Source organism: Algoriphagus mannitolivorans DSM 15301 (assembly GCF_000429425.1).
Taxonomy (GTDB): Bacteria; Bacteroidota; Bacteroidia; order Cytophagales; family Cyclobacteriaceae; genus Algoriphagus; species Algoriphagus mannitolivorans.
On record NZ_AUBV01000018.1, the window covers coordinates 1 to 19,223 of the forward strand.

Consider the following 19,223-nt stretch of genomic DNA (forward strand, 5'->3'; position numbering starts at 1 on the left):
TGGATTTCGGTCTCTCCATACTGGTTGCGGAGTTTTTTCTTGCCATGCCCATTACGGGTGTTTTCCCCGGTGGATTCCCCGTGCTTCTCATAGCCCAGGTGATTATCCATTTCTCCTTCAAGGATGGCTTCTACGCCCCGCTTTTGGAGCTGACCCAGAAAAGCGTAAAGCTCTTCTCCATTTTTGAACTGCTTGAGGAACTCCTCGCTGAATGCATCTTCTTTTTTCATAGCTTAAGTGTGTGAAGGTATCCCGAAAAAGTTATTTCCGTAATTTTTCCAGGCCTTTTAAGGGGCCGAAAAATTCCAGAATAACTTTTTCTACCACTTACACACTTATCGGGACGCTACCATTCCGGAGCAAGAGGCCTATCTGCATATATTGAAAACTACATGGCATATTTTTCGAAATATAAATTTCAAACGAGTGAAGAAAATGATAATAAATTAATTAAAGGATATACGAAAGATGGAAAAGATATCTATAATTTATACCCAAGATTTAATTTTAGAATTTCAACAAAAACCACTGATCACGAAGCTTTAATAAAAAATTACAATGATATCTACAAAATAATTAGAAAAGATAAATTTGAGGTTGTATCAAAGTACATCGACAATAAATTATTTAGAGGCTTAAATGTTTTTTCAAGTTCATCAAATTTTTCAAAATCTGAAACCAATATAAGAATTGAAGTGAATGTAAAACCAACTGAAGATGAAGTAAAGAAAATAATAGAGAATTATTTTGAATTTGGCGAAAATTGCGGACTTGTGTTTTCCAAGCAAAATAAAACTATTTGGCTTGATGAAATAAAACTTAATAGAGAAATTACTTGTGATTTAAAAATAAGAGAAAATGGATTATTTGATTTTGAAGATTTACTAGAAAAGGTTAAACCATATGTTAATTTTTAATTTTAGAAATCATGTCTAAAACAACAAAAATTATATCTCTTTTGATTATTTGGTTCATATCAATATTTTTCCTTGTTAAAACACCAATTTTACCAGATTTAGAATACATAAACAAATTATTTGAAATTTCAATTGTTGTTTCTTCAATTTTATTTGGTGTTTTAGGAATTTGGCTTTCTTCAATATATGGAGAAAGCATTAAAATTCTATTTCAGAATATTGCGGATATTGACTCTTCCTCAATTATTAATGAAATAAAAAGATTATTCTATCCATTATTTTTTTCATTTTTTTCAATTTCCATTTCACTATTGTTTTTTTGTCTTCAAATCTTTAAATCTAATCTCGAATTTATTTCAATAAATAAAACAATCTTAAAGATAATTGTATTATCAGTATTTAATGGAATTACCCTGCTTCAAATTTGTTATTTATCCTTAATATTTTCCCCATTACTAAAAGTTTTGAAAAAGCTTTTTTTTAAAGAAGATCTTGAAAAGAATAAAAAAGATCTTTTCGGATAAAATTTAATTGAATTACCCCCTTGGAGCAAAGGCGGCGCAACCCAAGCTTCCAACTGCGAGATTCTTTGCAAAAGTCATAATCGGGCAAAGGGGAATAGGTAAAAGTAAAAGAAAAATAAATTTAAACTTTCACAAAATGGCTCAAGAAATTTTTTGGAATCCAATAACAAACGTTATCACAGAATCAATAAAGAACACGAAAGAAGAACTTTCGATAGCAGTGCCATTTCTTTCCAATTATGCCATTCCATTACTTTCAAAGGAAAATGTTTCGGAAATAAAGTCAAAAAAAATTCTTACTTGTTTTGATGATACCAATCTACATTCTTTTGATTTGAACACAATGAGTGAACTTATTGCAAAAGGATTTGAAATGAGGTACCACAATGAAATTCACTTAAAACTTTATCTCTTCGATAACATTGGTTATTTGAGTTCTTCCAATCTAACCAAGAGCGGATTTGAGAATAGTGTGGAAATCACATCCTCAATAGAATCAAATAATCTTAATCTTTGTAGATCATTCTTCGATAAAATCTGGAAAGAATCTGAAGCCAGACAAATAACAGAAGATCTTATAAAAGAAAACTATCCCAAGTATCTTCTCTTAAAAAAACGAACTGAATATAAGAAACCAAGTAAACTGACCCTAAAATCAAATCAACTTAGTTTACCAAACACAAATGTTGGAGATTTAATTGATTTTATCTTAAAAGGTCAACTTGATTACTCATATATTGAAGAAAAGGCAATTGAAGCCAATAAAGACCGAATCGAAATAAAAAGTAGAATAAGGAAAGGGTTTTTGCTTCAAGATTTTTATGCTCCTGAGGGTCACCCTAAAAGGGAGCTTTCATTTTTTTACAAATTTATGTATGGTAAAGAGGGATTTTTGGCTGGTACAGGTTTACGGGAAATACAGGTCAAGGAAGTTTTTGAAAACCCTCTATTTCAAGAAATAATAAACTACATCTACCCTCCAATCATTGAAGGTGAAGAATGGAATTTGGAAAATGAAGAGAATTATCGTGAATTCTGCAATGGAATTTTTGAATTTAAAGTCCCCCAATATGTTGAAGCTTTACCAATAAGGCTCGTTTCTTATTTTTATCCAAATAAGTTCTTACCCATTTTCAAACTAGATCACCTACATAAAATTTGTTCCATTTTGGGATTATCCACCAATGGACTGCAAACAAAAGGAGACAGACTATTTGGTTACAATTCATTCCTTCTCGAAAAAATGGCTCATATTCCGAAAGACAATTATGTGAAATCACATATCGCTTATCAATTATTTTATACTGTAGAATTGTACAACATTTTAAAATCTGGAGAATCTTTGGAAAAATATCTAAGCCGATTCAAGGAAGCTTGGATAAAAGACATTATTAAAAAAGGATACAAAATAATTCAAGAAATTAATCCTACCGGCTATTAGAATCCATATTTAGGATCTGCCTAAGCGTAGTTTGTAACTACGCTTTAATACCTTTAAGAATATATAATTCAGCAATCCTAATAAATTCTACAAACATGACACATACCTATACTCTTTACCTTGGGGATACAGATATGATTCTGCTCGAGGGAATCATGGAAGAAAAAATCCTTGAAATAAAAGCGAGCCAGCCTGACCCTCACTCTAGAAAAGCAAATTATTGCCTGAAAATTGAGAAGCTTCTTTCTTTATTTCAGAGCGGAGAAACAACCATAGCCTCCTATAATACCATGCTAGGCGGCAGAGAACCCGGACCTAGGTAAAAGAACCTCCTTCCAAGGAGTAGAATGCATACCTAAGCGGAGTTTGAAACTCTGCATTTATATTTTCTGGAATTAATAATTCCTTCATCTTATCCAATTGGGGTACTTCCGAAGTACCCCCTCCCACTTCCCTACCCCATCGTTGGACCTTTTTACTCCAGGCTTGAGCCTTATTGGTCCGACGATGCGCCTTTTTAGTCCTGCCTTGAGCCTTTTTATTCCAAGCTTCCACCTTTTTACTCCGCCGTTAAGTCTTTTTGCTCGAAGGCTGCGCCTTTTTGGTACGATCTTGCGCCTTTTTGCTCGAACGATGAGCCTTTTTGTTCCATGCATGAGCTCTTTTGGTTCACGCTAGCACCTTTTTGATCCGACGGGGTACCTTTTTATCGAAACACAAAAAAGCCGGACCCGAAGGCCCGGCTGGATGGGGAGTATTTTAAGCGACTTGATCCTTCACCCTAACCCAAGGGCGATCCGTTGCTTACGCGAGGTTTTCGCTCGAACCGCTTGCGCAGGTCTTCGAAAATCGCTTTGGCATCCGGTGCATTGACTTTTGCCGCCTGCTTGACCGAATTGTAATAGCTCAGCGCTCCGATATACGCTTCCGACCCGGCCATCATAGCCGTGTCACTCAGCGTGTCATGAATCTGATCTACCATTCGTAGCAGGGGAATCAGTCCCGATACCGCCGACCAATCCTTTTTCAGTTCCGCCAAGTTGACAAAAGGCGGAAGAAACTGGGGATCGGACTCGGCGTAGTCCATGACCTTTTCGACGAAAGGTTCCGTGCCATCACTCATCTTGGGAATGGTCTTCCGCTGCTCGGGAGTGAGGGCAATCACATACGGTGCTAAAATCGTCTGCACCTGCTGAAGGGCGGCTTTGACCGCCGCGAGATCCGCTGCCGGAATCTCGATGGAAAGTTTGTTTTCCATAAAAGTTGAGGTTAAAATGAAACAATGATTAAAAACTTAATAAAAGTTAGTGAGCTTAGTTTGAAAAAGCAATAGGCTAAATATCAATTAGGATTATCCGCAATTGCACCACAATCCAAAATCCCACCTCGGAGTAGAATGCATACCTAAGCGGAGTTTGCAACTCCGCTTTTATATTTTTTGGAATTTGCAATTCCCTTTTCCCAAAAGTTAAACCTCCCGAAATCGCTTCGCTCATCGGGACAGGCATTGCAGGGTTGCCAAAACCAAAAACGACCATTCATTCCATCCCCACCTAGGAGTAGAATGCTTACCTAAGCGGAGTTTGCAACTCCGCTTTTATATTTTTTGGAATTTGCAATTCCCTTTTCCCAAAAGTTAAACCTCCCGAAATCGCTTCGCTCATCGGGACAGGCATTGCAGGGTTGCCAAAACCAAAAACGACCATTCATTCCATCCCCCGGTTCTACCGGGGGCTATTGAGAAGTTGGACCACTACGTGGTCATTGGTTTGAATTCCATCATTTGTTTCAAATCCGACCCCTGATAAGGGGTCAAACCTCTGAATAGCCATGGGTGAAACCCATGGAAAGGATGATTTCATTAATATTGTTTTCCCGACCCCGAAGTGGGTCGAACTCTTTTTATCTCGATCTCCAGTCCTGAAGGGACGCAAGGTTTGAGCCCCAAATCCAATTTGGGGCGAAAATCAAGATTCAGTCTCCAAAGCACTGAAGGTGCGATCTATACCTTATGGATCGTGCCTTTGGCACTCCTACTGATCTTTCCTCATTTAGCCCGGCATTTCATACCGGGCTACTACCGAAGGTGCCTTTGGCACTTTTTTACCATTAAGTTTCGGGTTGGCCCTTAGGCCAATTCTATTTTAGGAGGTTGCTTCGCTTGGGTGTTTGATTGGCAGGGGGGACTTCTCCCCTTTCCCACAAATTCAACCTCCCGAAATCGCTTCGCTCATCGGGACAGGCCTTTCGGGGTTGCCTAAACCAAACAAACCATCGTTCTTTTTCCCTAGGTTTCACCTAGGGCTATTGAAAGGTTTGATCCTTACAGGATCATGATTTGGACCAAATTGGAAGCTAATAGAAGACCCCTGAAAAGGGGGAGTCTGGCAGCAAGGCGTTTTCATATCTAATTCTTAATTATAAATTCTGAATTCTTAATTAATCCGCCTTTGTGCCTTCGTGGCAAATCAATAATCCGTATTCCGATTGACCAATCCCCCCTGCCCCCTTTTCAAGGGGGAGTCTGGCCGGTAGGCGTTTTCATTTCTAATTCCTAATTCCTAATTCTAAAGGAATCACCCGATAAATCGGTTCTCCATCTTGGGTTAACCCCTCGATCCGAAGGTTAATTTTATCGGTTCCATAAGGGATATAAATCTTGGTTTGCAGATGACCATTTTCAACCTTTCCCAAAGGGTTAAAATATAGGGTAGCTTTGGGTCGGAGGTACTGGTCCATTGGAGGTACGTTTGGAAATTGGGAAAACCCCGTAAAACCACGGACTTTGAAAGTCTGAAACCCTTCCGAATTGAATTTTTTGCCCGAATCTGGTTCAAAACGGGACCCGTTTTTGGTCTCGATCATGATCACGCCTGCGTAGCCTGACATTCCGAAGACAACGTTGGAAATATTGTCATTGTACACTTTGATGGACCTGAGTTGGGAAGGCTCATATGACAATATTCGATCCCGAAAATCAACCGGTTCCAAAAAAGGCATGCTCACCCCATCAATGATCAACAAGGGTGAACCTGTTTTTTCTCCGAAGGTATAATTTCGAAACTTCAGGGTATTGATATTGAATCGGAGCAATCCCAGAATTTCTGCCCAGGTTTTGGTTTCCAAGTCTGCAGGCCCTACCTGTTGATTGGGTTCCCCATAACCATAATTCCGCTCTTCCATGGTTTCCCTCTCCTTTTCTCCCTCTTTCACAAATTCTTCGAGCAGGATAAAATCTCCAGCCAAATCCAGTAGGCTTTCAGCTTTGTCAGGAATCGTTTTCGTCGAATATTTTGCCCGGGGAAAAGACCCTCTGAAATCAGGTCTATGAAAAGGAATCAGCTGCACCTTTCCCTTAGGACGAAGTTTATCATCCAAGGCTGCAATCGAAATAGTAGCCGTATCAAAAAACACCAGACCTGTTGCCCAAAATCTCCCTGAGGAATCTGAATTGACCACGCCATAGTCCTCCAGATCTCCTTTGACCAATGTGATTTCTGCTGCTTTGGAGTCCTTTTTCTTTTCCGGGAAATATTGCCCTTCAATGGATATCCCATAGTCTATCGCATAGACGAGTTCGGTGTCAAAAGTCTCCGGCAAAGGCTCATCCAGCCATCGAAGGGAATTTTCAAGTCGGGTATTTGAATCCAATTCGATCGGAATATCCCCTTCCGTCGCAGATAAAATAACCTCTGCCTCCACGGGATTGTCGTACCCATCTCTAAAATCTAAACTCAATTCCAAAACCCTGTAATTCAGAGAATCATTGATTTGAAATTGATGCTCCACTTTGATGTCTCCAAAAACTGCTTCCGAAAGGGATAATGAATTTACCATGGTCTCTTGTCTGGAAATCACCGGGAAAGGCAATTGAAAAATATCCTTTTCAGGGAAATTGAGGCCCCATCGAGTGTAAGCTCTCAATAGGTAATCTCCGGGTTCCAATGACTCCGGAAGCTTCATTCCTCCTTCTATTTTCCCTCTTTGAACCTGAAAAGTCTCCTGAAAAACGGGTTCCAATTTCGAATTCAAAATGTCCACGTGAACGACCCTACTGAGAGAGTCTTGCATCAAGGTATTCTGGTAGAGCATTCTACCTCCCAGCCAAAGGGTCTCTCCTGGATGATAAAAAGCCTTATTTAAACTAATCCAGGGCTTTTCACGAAGGTTATTCAGCATTTTATACCGACTTTGAAAGGTCACCAGATCCTCCACAAAGCCCTCAAAATTTTCATCAGGAATAAAGTCCAATGGCAAAGATCTCGCTAAGCGTTGTCTGCCCATATAGCCCGAGAGAACGAGTTGGGTGGGATGCATCAGGGTACCATTTCGGTCCACATCAAAATACCCTGAAGGGGCCACTAGCCAAGAAATGGCATGATAAATATTCGTGTAGTAATCACTGGGCCAAGGTTTGTTTTTGTGATGAACCTCTATCCTCCCGGGAAGAAAAATCCGGTAACTCCCGTTTCCTAAAGGCTTGGAATAAAGAGAATCCATCTTTATGGGAATGATGGATTGGTTCAATTCTATCGTAAAGTCATTTGTCCTAACCCTCAATTCAGTTTCCTTGGGGGTCAAATACAGCTCAAATCCTTGACTAGTCGCATTTCGAAGTAAAAGAGAAAGTGCCAAATGCCTCACAGAATTCAGATAATTCAGCTCTTTCCCATCTTTCCACTCATTTTCCTGGGTTGAATTTTCTGGTTCAAGTTCTTTGTAAAAGGCTTGCCCAAAAAAGCGTGAGGCATTTCTGAGCATTCTAAAGTCTTGGAGGTAGAAGTCAATCTGATATCCCAAAGCCTTGTTTACAATTTTGAGGGGAAGCTGGGCAGAGGCTTGGGTATAATTGAATCCCTTATCTGGTTTGATGGTCTCAAAATCCAACACCCAAGGATTCAGTAGCTCGATATCTCGCCCATAGGGATCATCAGGCACGGCTAAAAATACTTCTTTGAATTTCTTCAGGTTCCGTTCCCACCCTCTATCCCGCTTTGCTTTCAATTCTACCTCCGAAAGCTGATCCTCCAAAAACACCAATTCAAAATTTTGAGTGTAGGATTGCCGGCCTTTTCTTTGAATCAAAACTGTAGCTGTCCGAAACCCTACAAAGGAAGCCACCAGTTCAAATTCTTCTGGGATATTCCCGGAAATCGAAAACTTCCCTTCCATATCCGTGGCAGCTCCCAAGGTGGAATTATTGATAAAGACATTGGCAAAAGGAAGTGGCTTACCTGTACCCTTCTCGGTTACTATTCCTGAGATAGTCTGAGCATTCAAGAAAGTAGAAAACAATAGCAATAGGCCAATCCAAAGGAATCGCATTCGAAACAGGTCTTTTGGGTAAAAGACTGAAACTAATCTTTTTCCGATAAAAATCCTTTCCACTGCTGTAATTCCCAACAGTGTCCATTTACCAGAACACAAGTGTTCGATATAGAACAGGACGAAATGGGAAAAATAGGTTTACCCGCCAAATAGGATGTTTTGCAGTCTTGGAACGTGCTTTGAATAGAAAGATCAAAACCACATTTACATGCTGACCTTTATTCTCTGGTGTATTCTTTTTGTGATCTGTTGGCCAATTGCTATTCTGGCCCTTTTCCTTTACCCGATTGTTTGGCTTTTACTATTGCCATTCCGGCTGTTGGGATTTGCTGTGGACCTGAGCTTTGACTTGGTTCGAAATATATTTATGCTGCCATTTCGGTTGGTGGGAGTGAAGTAAGATGTCCGATGCTGGATGACCGATGCCGGGTGTTTCTTCATTGCGAGGGGCAATTGCTTATTTACTAAAATAAATGAAGACAAACTGCCCCGAAGAAATCTTAGGTTAATAAAAGACGGTCTGCTGATAAAATCTCCCACAGATCTACACAGCTAAAAATCACAGATGCCACAGGTTAATTTTCGATTCTTTGTAATCCCGAAACTGCTGACTGTCAACTGCCCACTGCTCAAGCCTCCCGTTTTCCCTCATACAAATCATACTTCAGCAATCGGCAGTCAATCGTTCCGTTCCAAAATTCCATTCTACGACTGGCCTTCAAACCGACTTTTTTGGCAAGCTCCAGATTTCCGGTGAAAATATATCCCCGATATCCAGCGCACTTCTGCTTCATGAAGTCTCCCATTCTTTTATAAGTAACCTCCAACTCGTCGTTTTCTCCCAATCTCTCCCCGTATTCGGGATTGAAGAAAATTACTCCTCTTGGCTTTTCTGGGATCTCTGTCTCAGCAAAATCACAGACCTGAAAGTCGATCATATGCTCCACCCCTGCGAAGGCTGCGTTTTCTCTCGCGAATGAAATCGCCTGAAGAGAAATATCTGAGGCAATAATCTTTACCCCAGGATCATGAATGATCTTGTTTTCCAGCTTTTTCTTTTTGGCTAGAAATGCCTCCGGCTGGTACCCAAGAATAAACTGAAAGGAATAAGTGTCGCGATACAAGCCAGGATATCTTTTGCTTGCCAATAAAGCGGCTTCAATGGCGACAGTTCCTGAGCCACACATAGGGTTGATAAATGGAACCCGAGTATTCCATTCCGTGGCAAAAATGGTAGAAGCGGCTAAAGCCTCCATCATAGGTGCTTTTCCGGGGATTTTGCGATAGCCATGTTTGGCTAGAGTCTCTCCGGAAGTATTGATATAAACAGAGGCTTGAGTTTCTTTCCAATACACCTGAAAGACCAGCCCGATAAAATCCGAACCAGAGTCAGGTCTTCTGCCAAATTGATCCCTGAAACGATCCACAATGGCATCTTTTACCTTGACATTAACGATTAATGGTGTGGTAACCGATTCATTTTCCACGACGGAATTCACCGAAAAGTAGCCATCGACATCCAGATATTCTTCCCAGGGGATCGCTTTAAATCTCCGGTAAATATCCTCGGCGGATCTCAAGTAAAAGGATTTGATTTCATATAGAACTTGGGAAGCTGTCCGAAGATGAAGGTTGAGATCCATGCAATCTTCCAGAGAACCAACTAGTTCTATCCCCGTTCGGGTGACTTCTTTGGGAACAAATCCAAGTTCTCGGATTTCCTGCTCCAGATAGCTGACAGACCTGTCTTTGCAGGTGATAAATACTTTTCCTTTCTGATTAAAATCAAGCATGCGCAAAGGTAATCAAACCTCCTTTGGATTCATTTGAAAGCCTTGAAATACCCTACCACTTATCCTAAAATCCTGAAAATACTCGCAAACGATTGCGTAAATTGGAATTCAAACTCATTGTCTTCCGAAGCTTTAATCGGGAATTTTACCTCAGACCCTAACTCAAAAAATATGAAACATAAGAATCGATTCTTAATCTTTTCACTCTCCCTATTGACCACTTGGGCATGCGCTCAAAAAGCTGATAAAGGCGACGGCTGGAAAAACCTTTTCAACGGTAAAGATCTCAGCGGCTGGAAAGCTGTAGCTGGTACCGCCACCTTTGAAGTTGTCGATGGAGAAATAATAGGTACCGCTGTGGCCGGATCTCCCAATACGTTTTTGATCACAGAGGAAACATACGGGGATTTCATTTTGGAATTGGAGCTGAAAGTGGAGCATGTCAGCAGCAACTCAGGAATCATGGCAAGAGGACAATTTGATCCTGCGGCCCGAGAAGGAAAAGGATTGGTATTCGGATATCAAATAGAAGCAGACCCATCAGAGCGAGCATGGTCTGCCGGAATCTACGATGAAGCCAGAAGAGGTTGGTTGTATCCTGTGGACTTAAATCCGGAAGCAAAACCCCTTTTTAAGTTGGGAGAATACAATCACTATCGAATTGAAGCCATTGGCGATGAAATTAAGACTTGGTTGAATGGACAGGAAGTAGCCTATGTGGTGGATGACATGGACAAGACGGGATTTATCGGGCTGCAAGTGCACAGCATCAGCAAGCCGGAATTTGCCGGAAACAAGACTTACTTCCGAAATGTGAAAATCCAAACTGAAAATCTGCAGCCAAAACCATTCAACAAAGACCTTCCAGTAGTCAACAACCGTCTGAATGAATTGACAGAATACGAAAAGGCCAATGGCTGGAAATTGCTTTTCAACGGTGAAAATAGCGAGGGTTGGGTAGGTGCTTACAAAGATGCTTTTCCTACCGGTGGCTGGTCCATCCAAAACGGAATTTTAACCATTGCAAAAACTGATGGCAGTGAATCCAGAAATGCCGGTGATATTGTCACTACGGAGCAATTTTCAGCATTTGACCTTGCCTTTGATTTCAAATTGACCGAAGGAGCAAACAGTGGTGTGAAGTACTTCGTGACTCTTTCTGAAGGAAACAAAGGATCAGCAATTGGTTTGGAATACCAGATTTTGGATGACCAAAGACATCCCGATGCCAAAATGGGAAGAGACGGGAACAGAACCCTTTCTTCCTTATATGACCTAATCACCTCCAGTAAGCAACCTCGATTCGTCCGTCCTATCGGAGAATGGAACAAAGGCCGAGTTGTGGTATATCCTGATAACCGAGTAGAGCATTATATCAATGGAGTGAAAGTAGTCGAATACGTAAGAGGATCTCAGGAATTCAAGGATCTGGTTGCGATTTCCAAGTATAAAATTTGGGAAAATTTCGGTGAAGCCCCTCAAGGACACATTCTGCTTCAGGACCATGGAGATGAGGTCAGCTTTAAAAACATCAAAATCAAAACTTTAAAATAATTCCTTTAAACCCAAAATACCATGGCTAAATCAGATCGAAGAGAGTTTATCAAGAAAAGTGCAGCTGCAGGTTTGGGGATCTCAGCATTAGGCTCTTTGGCTTTTTCCCCTAAGTCCTATGCCCGCATCATAGGCGCAAACGATAGATTGAATGTAGCTATAGCAGGTTTAGGACGAAGACTTGGAGCATTCTATGAGCCCATTGGCTTAAAATCCAGCAATGTCAACCTACTTTATCTCTGTGATGCAATGCAATCTCAGATGCCAAAGGCAGCGAAAAATTTTGAGAAATGGATCGACTATAAGCCTAAGCAGGAGCAAAACATTCTGAAGGTCTTGGATGACAAAGAGGTCGATGTACTCATCAATGCCACTCCGGACCACTGGCATGCCCCGGGTACCTGGCTTGCTTTGGAAAGAGGAAAGCATGTCTATGTAGAAAAGCCATGTTCACACAATCCTTGGGAAGGAGAATTACTGATCGCTTTTCAAAAAAAATACAACCGAGTGGTGCAAATGGGGAACCAGCAGCGCTCTGCCCCAGAAAGTAGAGAGATCATTGCCGCCATCCACAACGGAGCTATAGGAAAGGTCTATATGGCAAAGGCTTTTTACAGCAATAACAGAGGCGTTGTTCCTAATCCAGTTCAACAGGCTGCTCCAGCAGGTTTGGATTGGGAATTATTCCAGGGACCGGCTCCCCGAAAACCATACATGCATGACACCTGGGACTACAATTGGCACTGGTACGGCTGGGACTATGGCACCGCCGAAACCGGCAACAATGCCACCCATGAACTGGATGTAGCCAGATGGGCCCTTCAGGTCTCCTACCCTTCTGAGGTTTCGGTTGTTTCGGGAAAAATGCATTACCCCGAAGACGGCTGGACCATGTATGATACGATGGACGCTACCTTCAAATTTGGTGAGAACAAAATCATCCAATGGGAAGGAAAAAGCCGGAACAACTACAAGACCTACGGTTCAGATCGAGGTACAATCATCTACGGTACAGAGGGCTCTGTTTATGTGGACCGTGGAGGATATAAGCAATTTGACCGAACCGGAAAAGAAGTAAAATCCAACCTTGCTAGCAATAATGAAGGTGGAACGGTGCTCGGAGGTGGCGGGGATATGAGTACCACCCATGTGGTCAACTTCTTCAATGCCGTTCGTGGTTTGGAAAAGCAAAATTCCACCATTGAAGAAGGAGCGGTATCCACACTGCTTTGTCATTTGGCCAATATTTCAAGCCGAACCGGCGAAATGCTACGCTGTGACCCAAGCAATGGACACATCACTAATTCTCAAAAAGCCATGGCGCTTTGGAAAAGAGAATATGAAAAAGGTTGGGAACCACCCAAAGTTTGATAAAAGTGCATAATTGATTGGTTTTCTTAACTTTCTAAACACCTGGGTTTGCTTCAAGCCCAGGTATTTTTTTGTTTTTACTTATCACAAAAAGATTACTTCCTGGCTTTTTCCAAAATAAGTGTCTTCTATTAAGGGACATACCCAAATAATAATTGCTCGCAATCGATTCCGTAATTCAAACGTTTGGGGGATTGATAAGCACCCTCCTTCTATCTACCTTTTAGCTAGTATTTAAGTCTTTTTTTTCCGCCTATAACCAATTCGGAAAACTGAGGAACCTAAACTATCTATAACAATAACCCCTATAACTATGCGTACAAAATTTTACACTTACCTCTCGGTGGTGTTGATGCTGTTGTTCAGTGCAGGCTTTGCATGGGCACAGGATGTGCAGGTGAGCGGGACGGTCTATGATGAAACTGGCACTCCCATCCCGGGAGTATCTATTTTGGTCAAAGGCACTACCCGAGGTACCACCACCGATTTGGATGGAAAGTATTCCATCTCTGCTCCTAATTCTGGAGTCCTTGTCTTTTCCTTTATTGGTTATACTACCGTAGAGGAAAGTGTCGGCAACAGAAGTAGAATCGAAGTAAATCTCAGTCCCGACCTTTCTGAATTGGAAGAAGTCGTCGTGGTAGGTTACGGTACTCAGAAAAAGAGCCAGTTAACCGGAGCCATCTCTTCTGTAGGCAATAAAGAAATCCAGGAATTGCCAATCACCGATGCTCGTCAGGCCCTCCAAGGTCGCGCAGCAGGGGTAGACGTAACACAGGCTGGTTCCAAGCCTGGTTCTGCTCCCCAAGTGCGAATCCGTGGTCGTAGATCATTTAATGCCTCCAATGAACCTCTCTATGTAATAGATGGAATTCCGACAGTTGGTGGACTGGAAGACATTAATCCGAGTGATATTACCTCTATGGAAGTATTGAAGGATGCATCTGCTACTGCCATTTATGGTTCCAGAGGTTCCAATGGTGTAGTTTTGATCACTACCAAAAGAGGCAATGTGGGGAAAACCGTTGTTTCTTTGGACACCTATTATGGGCTCAATGAGGAATTGGGGAGAATTGACGTTTTCAATGGAGAAGAATTTGCAGAATATAAAAGAGAGTCCAGAAGAGCTACCGGAAGATACCCTGAAGGACCAGCCACAGCGGAAGCAGATGCAAAAATATTCGAGCCTGTAGAATTGGAAAGTATTGCCTTGGGTAGAAGCACGGATTACCCTGCTGGACTATTGAGAACTGGTAATATTCAAAACCATCAAATTGGTATTTCTGGGGGAAGTGAGAAAACTACATTCTTTGTTTCTGGAAATTACTTTAAAGATGTAGGTATCATTTATAACCAGGATTTTACTCGATACACCTTCCGGGTAAATTTGGATCATCAGATCAATAAAAAGATCAAGATCGGTACCTCAACCCTCTTCACATACAGCTTGAGAAATGGGGAGAACTTCAATCCAATGGGGGGTGCCTTAGCTGAAAACCCTTTGGGAAAACCTTATGATGACGAAGGAAACTTGATTTTCCTTCCTACAACAGATGGTTTAAGAACTAACCCCTTTGCTGAGATTGTTCCAGGAGCCCAATTAGACGAAACTAAAAGATACCGAGCATTTACAAGCTTGTATGGAAGCTGGGAAATCACCAAAGGACTTACCTATCGTCTTGTTTTTGGACCTGATTTGAATATCAGGAGAAGTGGACGTTTTACAGGTTCTCAGACTAATGCCAGACGAGGAGGACCTGCTACAGGTAGTGTAGATGATCGATTCAATTTCAACTACACTTTAGAAAATATTTTGACCTATAGCAAAACCCTAAAGTCTATTCATAATTTTAATCTTACCGCACTTCAGTCTTTCCAACAAGATCGTTTTGAACAGACTACCTTAAGTGTCCAAGGGATACCTGCGCCATCCCAACTTTACCATAGGTTGGGCGATGCATCTCAAATCACGGGAGCAAACACTCAGCTTATTGAATGGTCATTGCTTTCTTATATGGCCCGGGTGAATTACACTTTCAAAGATAAATTCTTAATTACCGGTACAGTTCGAGCAGATGGTAGTTCGCGGTTTGGTGAGAACAATAAATTTGGATACTTCCCGTCGGCGGCAGTAGGATGGAACATGCATCAAGAAAACTTCTTGAAAAACTCCACTAAGGTTGACCAGTTAAAGTTAAGAGTAAGTTATGGCTCTATTGGTAACCAAGCAATTGTCCCTTACCAAACACAGGCATTACTAGGTAGAACCTCCTATGCTTGGGATGTAAATACAGCTGCTTTTGGATATAGACCCAATACCATCGGGAATCCAGATTTGAGATGGGAAACTTCCACCACATTTAATACCGGGGTTGATTTCTCTTTCTTCAAAGGCCGCATCTTGGGTAGTTTGGAATATTATGTTACCAATACTTCAGATTTGTTGGCGCCACAACCTTTACCTAACTCCACCGGTTTTGGTGGGTTTACTACCAACATTGGAGAGACCCAAAACCGAGGAATAGAGCTTTCTCTTTCTACTTTGAATATTGAAAAAGGTGACTTCACTTGGTCCACTGATATCATTTTCACCAGAAACAGAGAGAAAATCGTTTCTCTTCCCAATGGAGATGATATCGCAGCAGGTAGATTTATCGGAAAACCACTAACGGTATTTTACGATTTGAAGAAAATCGGTATCTGGCAAACATCAGAAAAAGATCTTGCAGCCAGCTTTGGTGATAAGCCTGGAGAAATAAAAGTAGAAGACTTAAATGGCGATGGGAGAATCAACTCCTTAGACCGACAATTCTTGGGGTCTGCTGTACCTGATTTCTCCATGGGGATGACAAATAGGATTTCATACAAAGGATTTGACTTTTCATTCTTCATTTTCACCAGACAGGGATCCATGATCCGATCACTATTCCACACCAGTAACAATAACCTGTTTGGGCGCTACAACAACCTGGATGTAGATTATTGGACCCCAACTAATCCTACTAATGCCTATCCAAGACCAAATGAAAATCAGGAGTTCCCTAAGTACAACAGCTCCATGAATTTATTTGATGGCAGTTTTGTCAAAGTCAGAAATATCAACTTCGGCTATACCTTCAATGATATCGCTTTGAAGAAACTTGGATTAAGCAGCTTTAGATTATACAGTAGCATTCAAAATCCTTTCATCTGGTCTGAATACCGCTCAGTTCACAAAGGAATTGACCCAGAGACCTTTATCGATGGAGAGCAAGGTGTAGAGGCCGGTGCAATTACTGCCAACGTAACCCCACCAGTGGTTCAGTATACCTTTGGAATCAACGTAAAGTTTTAAACTCTAAGTAATTGAGCTATGAAAAAATTAGAAAAACAATATCATATAAAATCCTGGATTAGATCGGGGGCTTTAGTCCTCTCCCTTTCCTTTGCAGTTTCGTGTCAGGATCAACTTCAAGAGGATGTAATTTCTCAAATCGGAAGCAATTACATGAATACTGCTAATGGTATTAATGATGCAGTAAATGCAGCTTATACTTCTTTAAGAGCATGGTACGGCACCGAGAGAGGGCATAATATGACTGAATTCGGGACTGACATCTATACCAATGGTGCAGATGGTTCATGGAAATTCATGAATACTTACACGAACCAATTTGATTCGCAGAATGGTCATGTAAGAGAGCTTTGGGATGAATTTTATCGAGGAATCAACACCTGCAATGCCATCATTGACCGTGCACCAAATGTGACCGGGATGACTGAATCTGTTAAAAAACAAAGAATAGCAGAAGCAAAATTTGTAAGGGCTCACAACTATTTTATCATGGTTCAGCTTTTCGGACCAATTGATTTACAGTTGAATGAAAATATTGTTCCCAACAAAAAGGTAAGTAGAGCCTCAGTTTCAGCGGTATATTCAGCAATTATTGCAGACTTGGAATCAGCAATTCCTGATTTGGAAGCTGGAAAAGTTTCTACTCAATACGGAAGAGCAACACGTGCTGCGGCCCAGAATCTTTTGGGTAAAGTATATCTTACCAAAGCGACTTCCGAAGCCAAACAAGCAGATGATTATGCCAAAGCTGAAGCTCTTTTCAAAAATGTACTGGCCTATGGATTTACGTTGATGCCTCAGTATAGCCAAGTTCATCAATTCGGAAATGAGAGAAATGACGAAGTAATCTGGTCAATTCAATATACCCGAGATCCGCTTACCAATGGTGGAGGAAATAACTCTCACGTGTTTTTCTTGATGGAATATGATGTGCAGGCCGGAATGCGGAGAGATACACAAAACGGACGTCCTTTCAAAAGGTATAGACTGACCCCCTATGCAATGAATACTGTATTTGGGGAAAGAGTAAACGATAGTCGATATAAGGCATCTTTTATCGATGTTTACTATTCCAACAGACCCGGAACTTTCAATACGAGTTTTGATTTGTCCAAGCCGACAGTAACATTCGCTGAAGGGGATACTGCCATCTACATTCCAGGTTTTGAAATGCCTTTGGCAGAACGGGCAAAGAAAAAGTATCAGGTGTTGGTTCCAAGCAGATATGACGAAAGGTTGTTTCCAGGCTTGAAAAAGCATTTGGATCCAGGAAGAGCAGATTTGACTCAGTTTGAAGGTGGACGGGACTTTATTGCTATGCGATTAGGCGAGACTTATCTTCGATTAGCGGAAGCACAATTGAAGCAAAACAAAGTAACTGAAGCCACTGCTACTATCAATGTACTAAGAAGAAGGGCCGCTTTTCCAGGGAAAGCTAGTGCAATGGAAATCCTTCCAGCACAAATGACGATGGATTTCTTAATGGAAGAATGTGCTCGTGAATTGACAGGCGAGCAGTTTAGATGGTTAGACTTGAAGCGTTGGGGTGTCTTAGTTGAGCGAGTGAAGCTACATAATGCTCAAGCCGCTCCTAACATCAAAGACTTCCATGTTTTGAGACCAATTCCTCAAAACCAGATTGATCGAGCTGAAGGAGGACCTTCCGGATTCCCTCAAAATCCAGGCTATTAAAAAATTCATAAGGGTAACGTACAAAAAAGGGCTCCGGAAATTCCGGAGCCCTTTTTCAATTAAGAAAACCAAAACAAATTATAGCACAATGGTCGAAGACCTGATTGTAATTTTTGACGGAATGGTAATTAACTGATTTGGAAGGTCAGGCTGACGAGGTTTGGTTAATTTTTTCATCAAAAGCTTCGCACATTCCTCTCCAATAGTAAAGGCCGGCTGAGTAATGGTCGTCAGTGATGGATTTAACAAACTGGCAATGCTTAAGTTTGAAAAGAAGCTGATAATCTTAATATCCTCAGGAATTCTCAGATGTGTTCTTTTTACGGCATGGTAGGTAGCCAATGCCAGTTTTTCCACAGATGATAAAATCCCATCTGGTCGATTAGGTCCGGTAAGCAGTTGCTTGATTGCCTCAATATTCTGCTCCTCATCCTGGCAGCAAGTAATGTTCAATTGCGGCTCCGGAGATAATCCCGCCTGCTTTAGCGCGTCCAAATATCCTCTATACCGATCTTTAGTGATAGAAAGCTCCTTTGAGAGCATCAAAAACGCAATCTTTCTGCAACCCTGCTGGATCAGATGTTTAGTACCTTCAAACCCACTCTCGTAATCATTGGTGATGAATTTCGTAGTAGGAATATCAGAACAGATTCTGTCGAAAAACACCAATGGAAACCCACGCTCATGGAGACGGGTCAAATGGGAAATATCACTAGTTTGGCTGGATACGGACATAATGATGGCATCAGCTCTCCCATTCATCAATAGATTGACAATCTTTTTTTCACGGTCCACATCCTCATGGGTACTGTAGACCAACAGGTGATATCCAAATTGCTGAGTAATTTCCTCGATACCATCAACCACTTTGGAAAAAAAACTGCTCATACGCTCGGGAATCACTACAGCAATGGTTTTACTCTTATTTTCCCGAAGGCTTCTGGCAAAAGGATTGGGCTGATAATTCAGCTTTTCAGCCATGCTGATGACTTTCTTCTTAGTCGCCTCGCTGATCTCATAGCTATCATTGAGGGCTCTGGAAACTGTGGACGGTGAAAGTTTGAGCTCTGCGGCCAATTCTTTCAAATTCACTCCGGTACTCATAGGCTAATTGGGTTAATGATTCTAAAAATTGGAGAAAAAATTTAGGTTATTCAAATTATACAAAAAATTCCATTTAAATAAGACATGCAATCGTTTCCGTAGTTTAGTTCTAGATAACACGCTCTTAAAGGATAAATTTAATCTGACAATAAAACCCAGCAAAGC

The 19,223-nt window shown here is 41.2% G+C and carries 15 protein-coding genes; 10 read left to right on the plus strand and 5 right to left on the minus strand.

Annotated features, from left to right (window positions below; genetic code table 11):
• On the minus strand, positions 1-230 hold a 230-nt coding region (locus tag G458_RS0116660), incomplete at its 3' end, for a transposase (protein ID WP_026952926.1).
• Between the two features lie 162 nt (positions 231-392).
• Between G458_RS0116660 and G458_RS0116665 the strand changes: the two genes are divergently transcribed.
• The 5 genes from G458_RS0116665 to G458_RS0116680 all read left to right on the plus strand — a co-directional run bounded on the left by G458_RS0116665 (position 393) and on the right by G458_RS0116680 (position 3,205).
• Positions 393-917, plus strand: a complete 525-nt coding sequence (locus tag G458_RS0116665) for a hypothetical protein (protein WP_026952898.1) — start codon at positions 393-395, stop codon at positions 915-917.
• A gap of 11 nt (positions 918-928) precedes the next feature.
• Positions 929-1,441, plus strand: a complete 513-nt coding sequence (locus G458_RS0116670) for a hypothetical protein (RefSeq protein ID WP_026952899.1) — start codon at positions 929-931, stop codon at positions 1,439-1,441.
• Between the two features lie 6 nt (positions 1,442-1,447).
• Positions 1,448-1,543 (plus strand): HNH endonuclease signature motif containing protein, encoded by a 96-nt coding sequence (locus G458_RS21895; protein WP_169719280.1) that lies wholly within the window; start codon positions 1,448-1,450, stop codon positions 1,541-1,543.
• 34 nt (positions 1,544-1,577) lie between these two features.
• Positions 1,578-2,882: a phospholipase D-like domain-containing protein gene (locus tag G458_RS21985; protein WP_245579286.1), complete on the plus strand. Its 1,305-nt coding sequence runs from the start codon at positions 1,578-1,580 to the stop codon at positions 2,880-2,882.
• 95 nt (positions 2,883-2,977) lie between these two features.
• Positions 2,978-3,205, plus strand: a complete 228-nt coding sequence (locus G458_RS0116680; RefSeq protein WP_026952901.1) for a hypothetical protein — start codon at positions 2,978-2,980, stop codon at positions 3,203-3,205.
• Positions 3,206-3,663: 458 nt separating this feature from the next.
• On the opposite strand, the gene G458_RS0116695 is transcribed toward G458_RS0116680, so the two are convergent.
• Together G458_RS0116695 and G458_RS0116715 are read right to left on the minus strand one after the other, a co-directional pair.
• Complete coding sequence (locus G458_RS0116695; protein ID WP_026952903.1) at positions 3,664-4,140, minus strand: hypothetical protein; 477 nt, start codon at positions 4,138-4,140, stop codon at positions 3,664-3,666.
• 1,289 nt (positions 4,141-5,429) lie between these two features.
• Positions 5,430-8,207 (minus strand): carboxypeptidase-like regulatory domain-containing protein, encoded by a 2,778-nt coding sequence (locus G458_RS0116715; RefSeq protein WP_157359843.1) that lies wholly within the window; start codon positions 8,205-8,207, stop codon positions 5,430-5,432.
• A gap of 211 nt (positions 8,208-8,418) precedes the next feature.
• Here G458_RS0116715 and G458_RS0116720 point away from each other — a divergent pair, with 211 nt between their 5' ends.
• Positions 8,419-8,610: a hypothetical protein gene (locus tag G458_RS0116720; RefSeq protein WP_026952906.1), complete on the plus strand. Its 192-nt coding sequence runs from the start codon at positions 8,419-8,421 to the stop codon at positions 8,608-8,610.
• A 229-nt stretch (positions 8,611-8,839) separates the two neighbouring features.
• Here the strand turns inward: G458_RS0116720 and G458_RS0116725 are convergent, their stop codons facing one another.
• Entirely contained in the window at positions 8,840-10,003 is a 1,164-nt protein-coding gene (locus tag G458_RS0116725; RefSeq protein WP_026952907.1) for a THUMP domain-containing class I SAM-dependent RNA methyltransferase, read from the minus strand.
• Positions 10,004-10,174: 171 nt separating this feature from the next.
• Between G458_RS0116725 and G458_RS0116730 the strand changes: the two genes are divergently transcribed.
• From G458_RS0116730 to G458_RS0116745, 4 genes are all read left to right on the plus strand, one after another.
• A complete protein-coding gene (locus tag G458_RS0116730; RefSeq protein WP_026952908.1) occupies positions 10,175-11,557 on the plus strand; it encodes a 3-keto-disaccharide hydrolase in 1,383 nt (460 codons plus the stop codon).
• A 21-nt stretch (positions 11,558-11,578) separates the two neighbouring features.
• Positions 11,579-12,928, plus strand: coding sequence for a Gfo/Idh/MocA family protein (locus tag G458_RS0116735; protein WP_026952909.1), 1,350 nt, complete (start codon positions 11,579-11,581; stop codon positions 12,926-12,928).
• 313 nt (positions 12,929-13,241) lie between these two features.
• Positions 13,242-16,262 (plus strand): SusC/RagA family TonB-linked outer membrane protein, encoded by a 3,021-nt coding sequence (locus G458_RS0116740; RefSeq protein WP_026952910.1) that lies wholly within the window; start codon positions 13,242-13,244, stop codon positions 16,260-16,262.
• 18 nt (positions 16,263-16,280) lie between these two features.
• Positions 16,281-17,954, plus strand: a complete 1,674-nt coding sequence (locus G458_RS0116745) for a RagB/SusD family nutrient uptake outer membrane protein (protein ID WP_026952911.1) — start codon at positions 16,281-16,283, stop codon at positions 17,952-17,954.
• 78 nt (positions 17,955-18,032) lie between these two features.
• Here G458_RS0116745 and G458_RS0116750 read toward each other — a convergent pair whose 3' ends face one another.
• A complete protein-coding gene (locus G458_RS0116750) occupies positions 18,033-19,058 on the minus strand; it encodes a LacI family DNA-binding transcriptional regulator (protein ID WP_026952912.1) in 1,026 nt (341 codons plus the stop codon).
• Positions 19,059-19,223 lie beyond the last annotated feature (165 nt).

Coding starts and splice junctions, on each gene's coding strand:
- G458_RS0116725 (WP_026952907.1), bottom strand. CDS start 10,003: ATGCTTGATTTTAATCAGAAAGGAAAAGTATTTATCACCTGCAAAGAC.
- G458_RS0116695 (WP_026952903.1), bottom strand. CDS start 4,140: ATGGAAAACAAACTTTCCATCGAGATTCCGGCAGCGGATCTCGCGGCG.
- G458_RS21985 (WP_245579286.1), top strand. CDS start 1,578: ATGGCTCAAGAAATTTTTTGGAATCCAATAACAAACGTTATCACAGAA.
- G458_RS0116740 (WP_026952910.1), top strand. CDS start 13,242: ATGCGTACAAAATTTTACACTTACCTCTCGGTGGTGTTGATGCTGTTG.
- G458_RS0116715 (WP_157359843.1), bottom strand. CDS start 8,207: ATGCGATTCCTTTGGATTGGCCTATTGCTATTGTTTTCTACTTTCTTG.
- G458_RS0116735 (WP_026952909.1), top strand. CDS start 11,579: ATGGCTAAATCAGATCGAAGAGAGTTTATCAAGAAAAGTGCAGCTGCA.
- G458_RS0116745 (WP_026952911.1), top strand. CDS start 16,281: ATGAAAAAATTAGAAAAACAATATCATATAAAATCCTGGATTAGATCG.
- G458_RS0116750 (WP_026952912.1), bottom strand. CDS start 19,058: ATGAGTACCGGAGTGAATTTGAAAGAATTGGCCGCAGAGCTCAAACTT.
- G458_RS0116720 (WP_026952906.1), top strand. CDS start 8,419: ATGCTGACCTTTATTCTCTGGTGTATTCTTTTTGTGATCTGTTGGCCA.
- G458_RS0116680 (WP_026952901.1), top strand. CDS start 2,978: ATGACACATACCTATACTCTTTACCTTGGGGATACAGATATGATTCTG.
- G458_RS0116665 (WP_026952898.1), top strand. CDS start 393: ATGGCATATTTTTCGAAATATAAATTTCAAACGAGTGAAGAAAATGAT.
- G458_RS0116670 (WP_026952899.1), top strand. CDS start 929: ATGTCTAAAACAACAAAAATTATATCTCTTTTGATTATTTGGTTCATA.
- G458_RS0116730 (WP_026952908.1), top strand. CDS start 10,175: ATGAAACATAAGAATCGATTCTTAATCTTTTCACTCTCCCTATTGACC.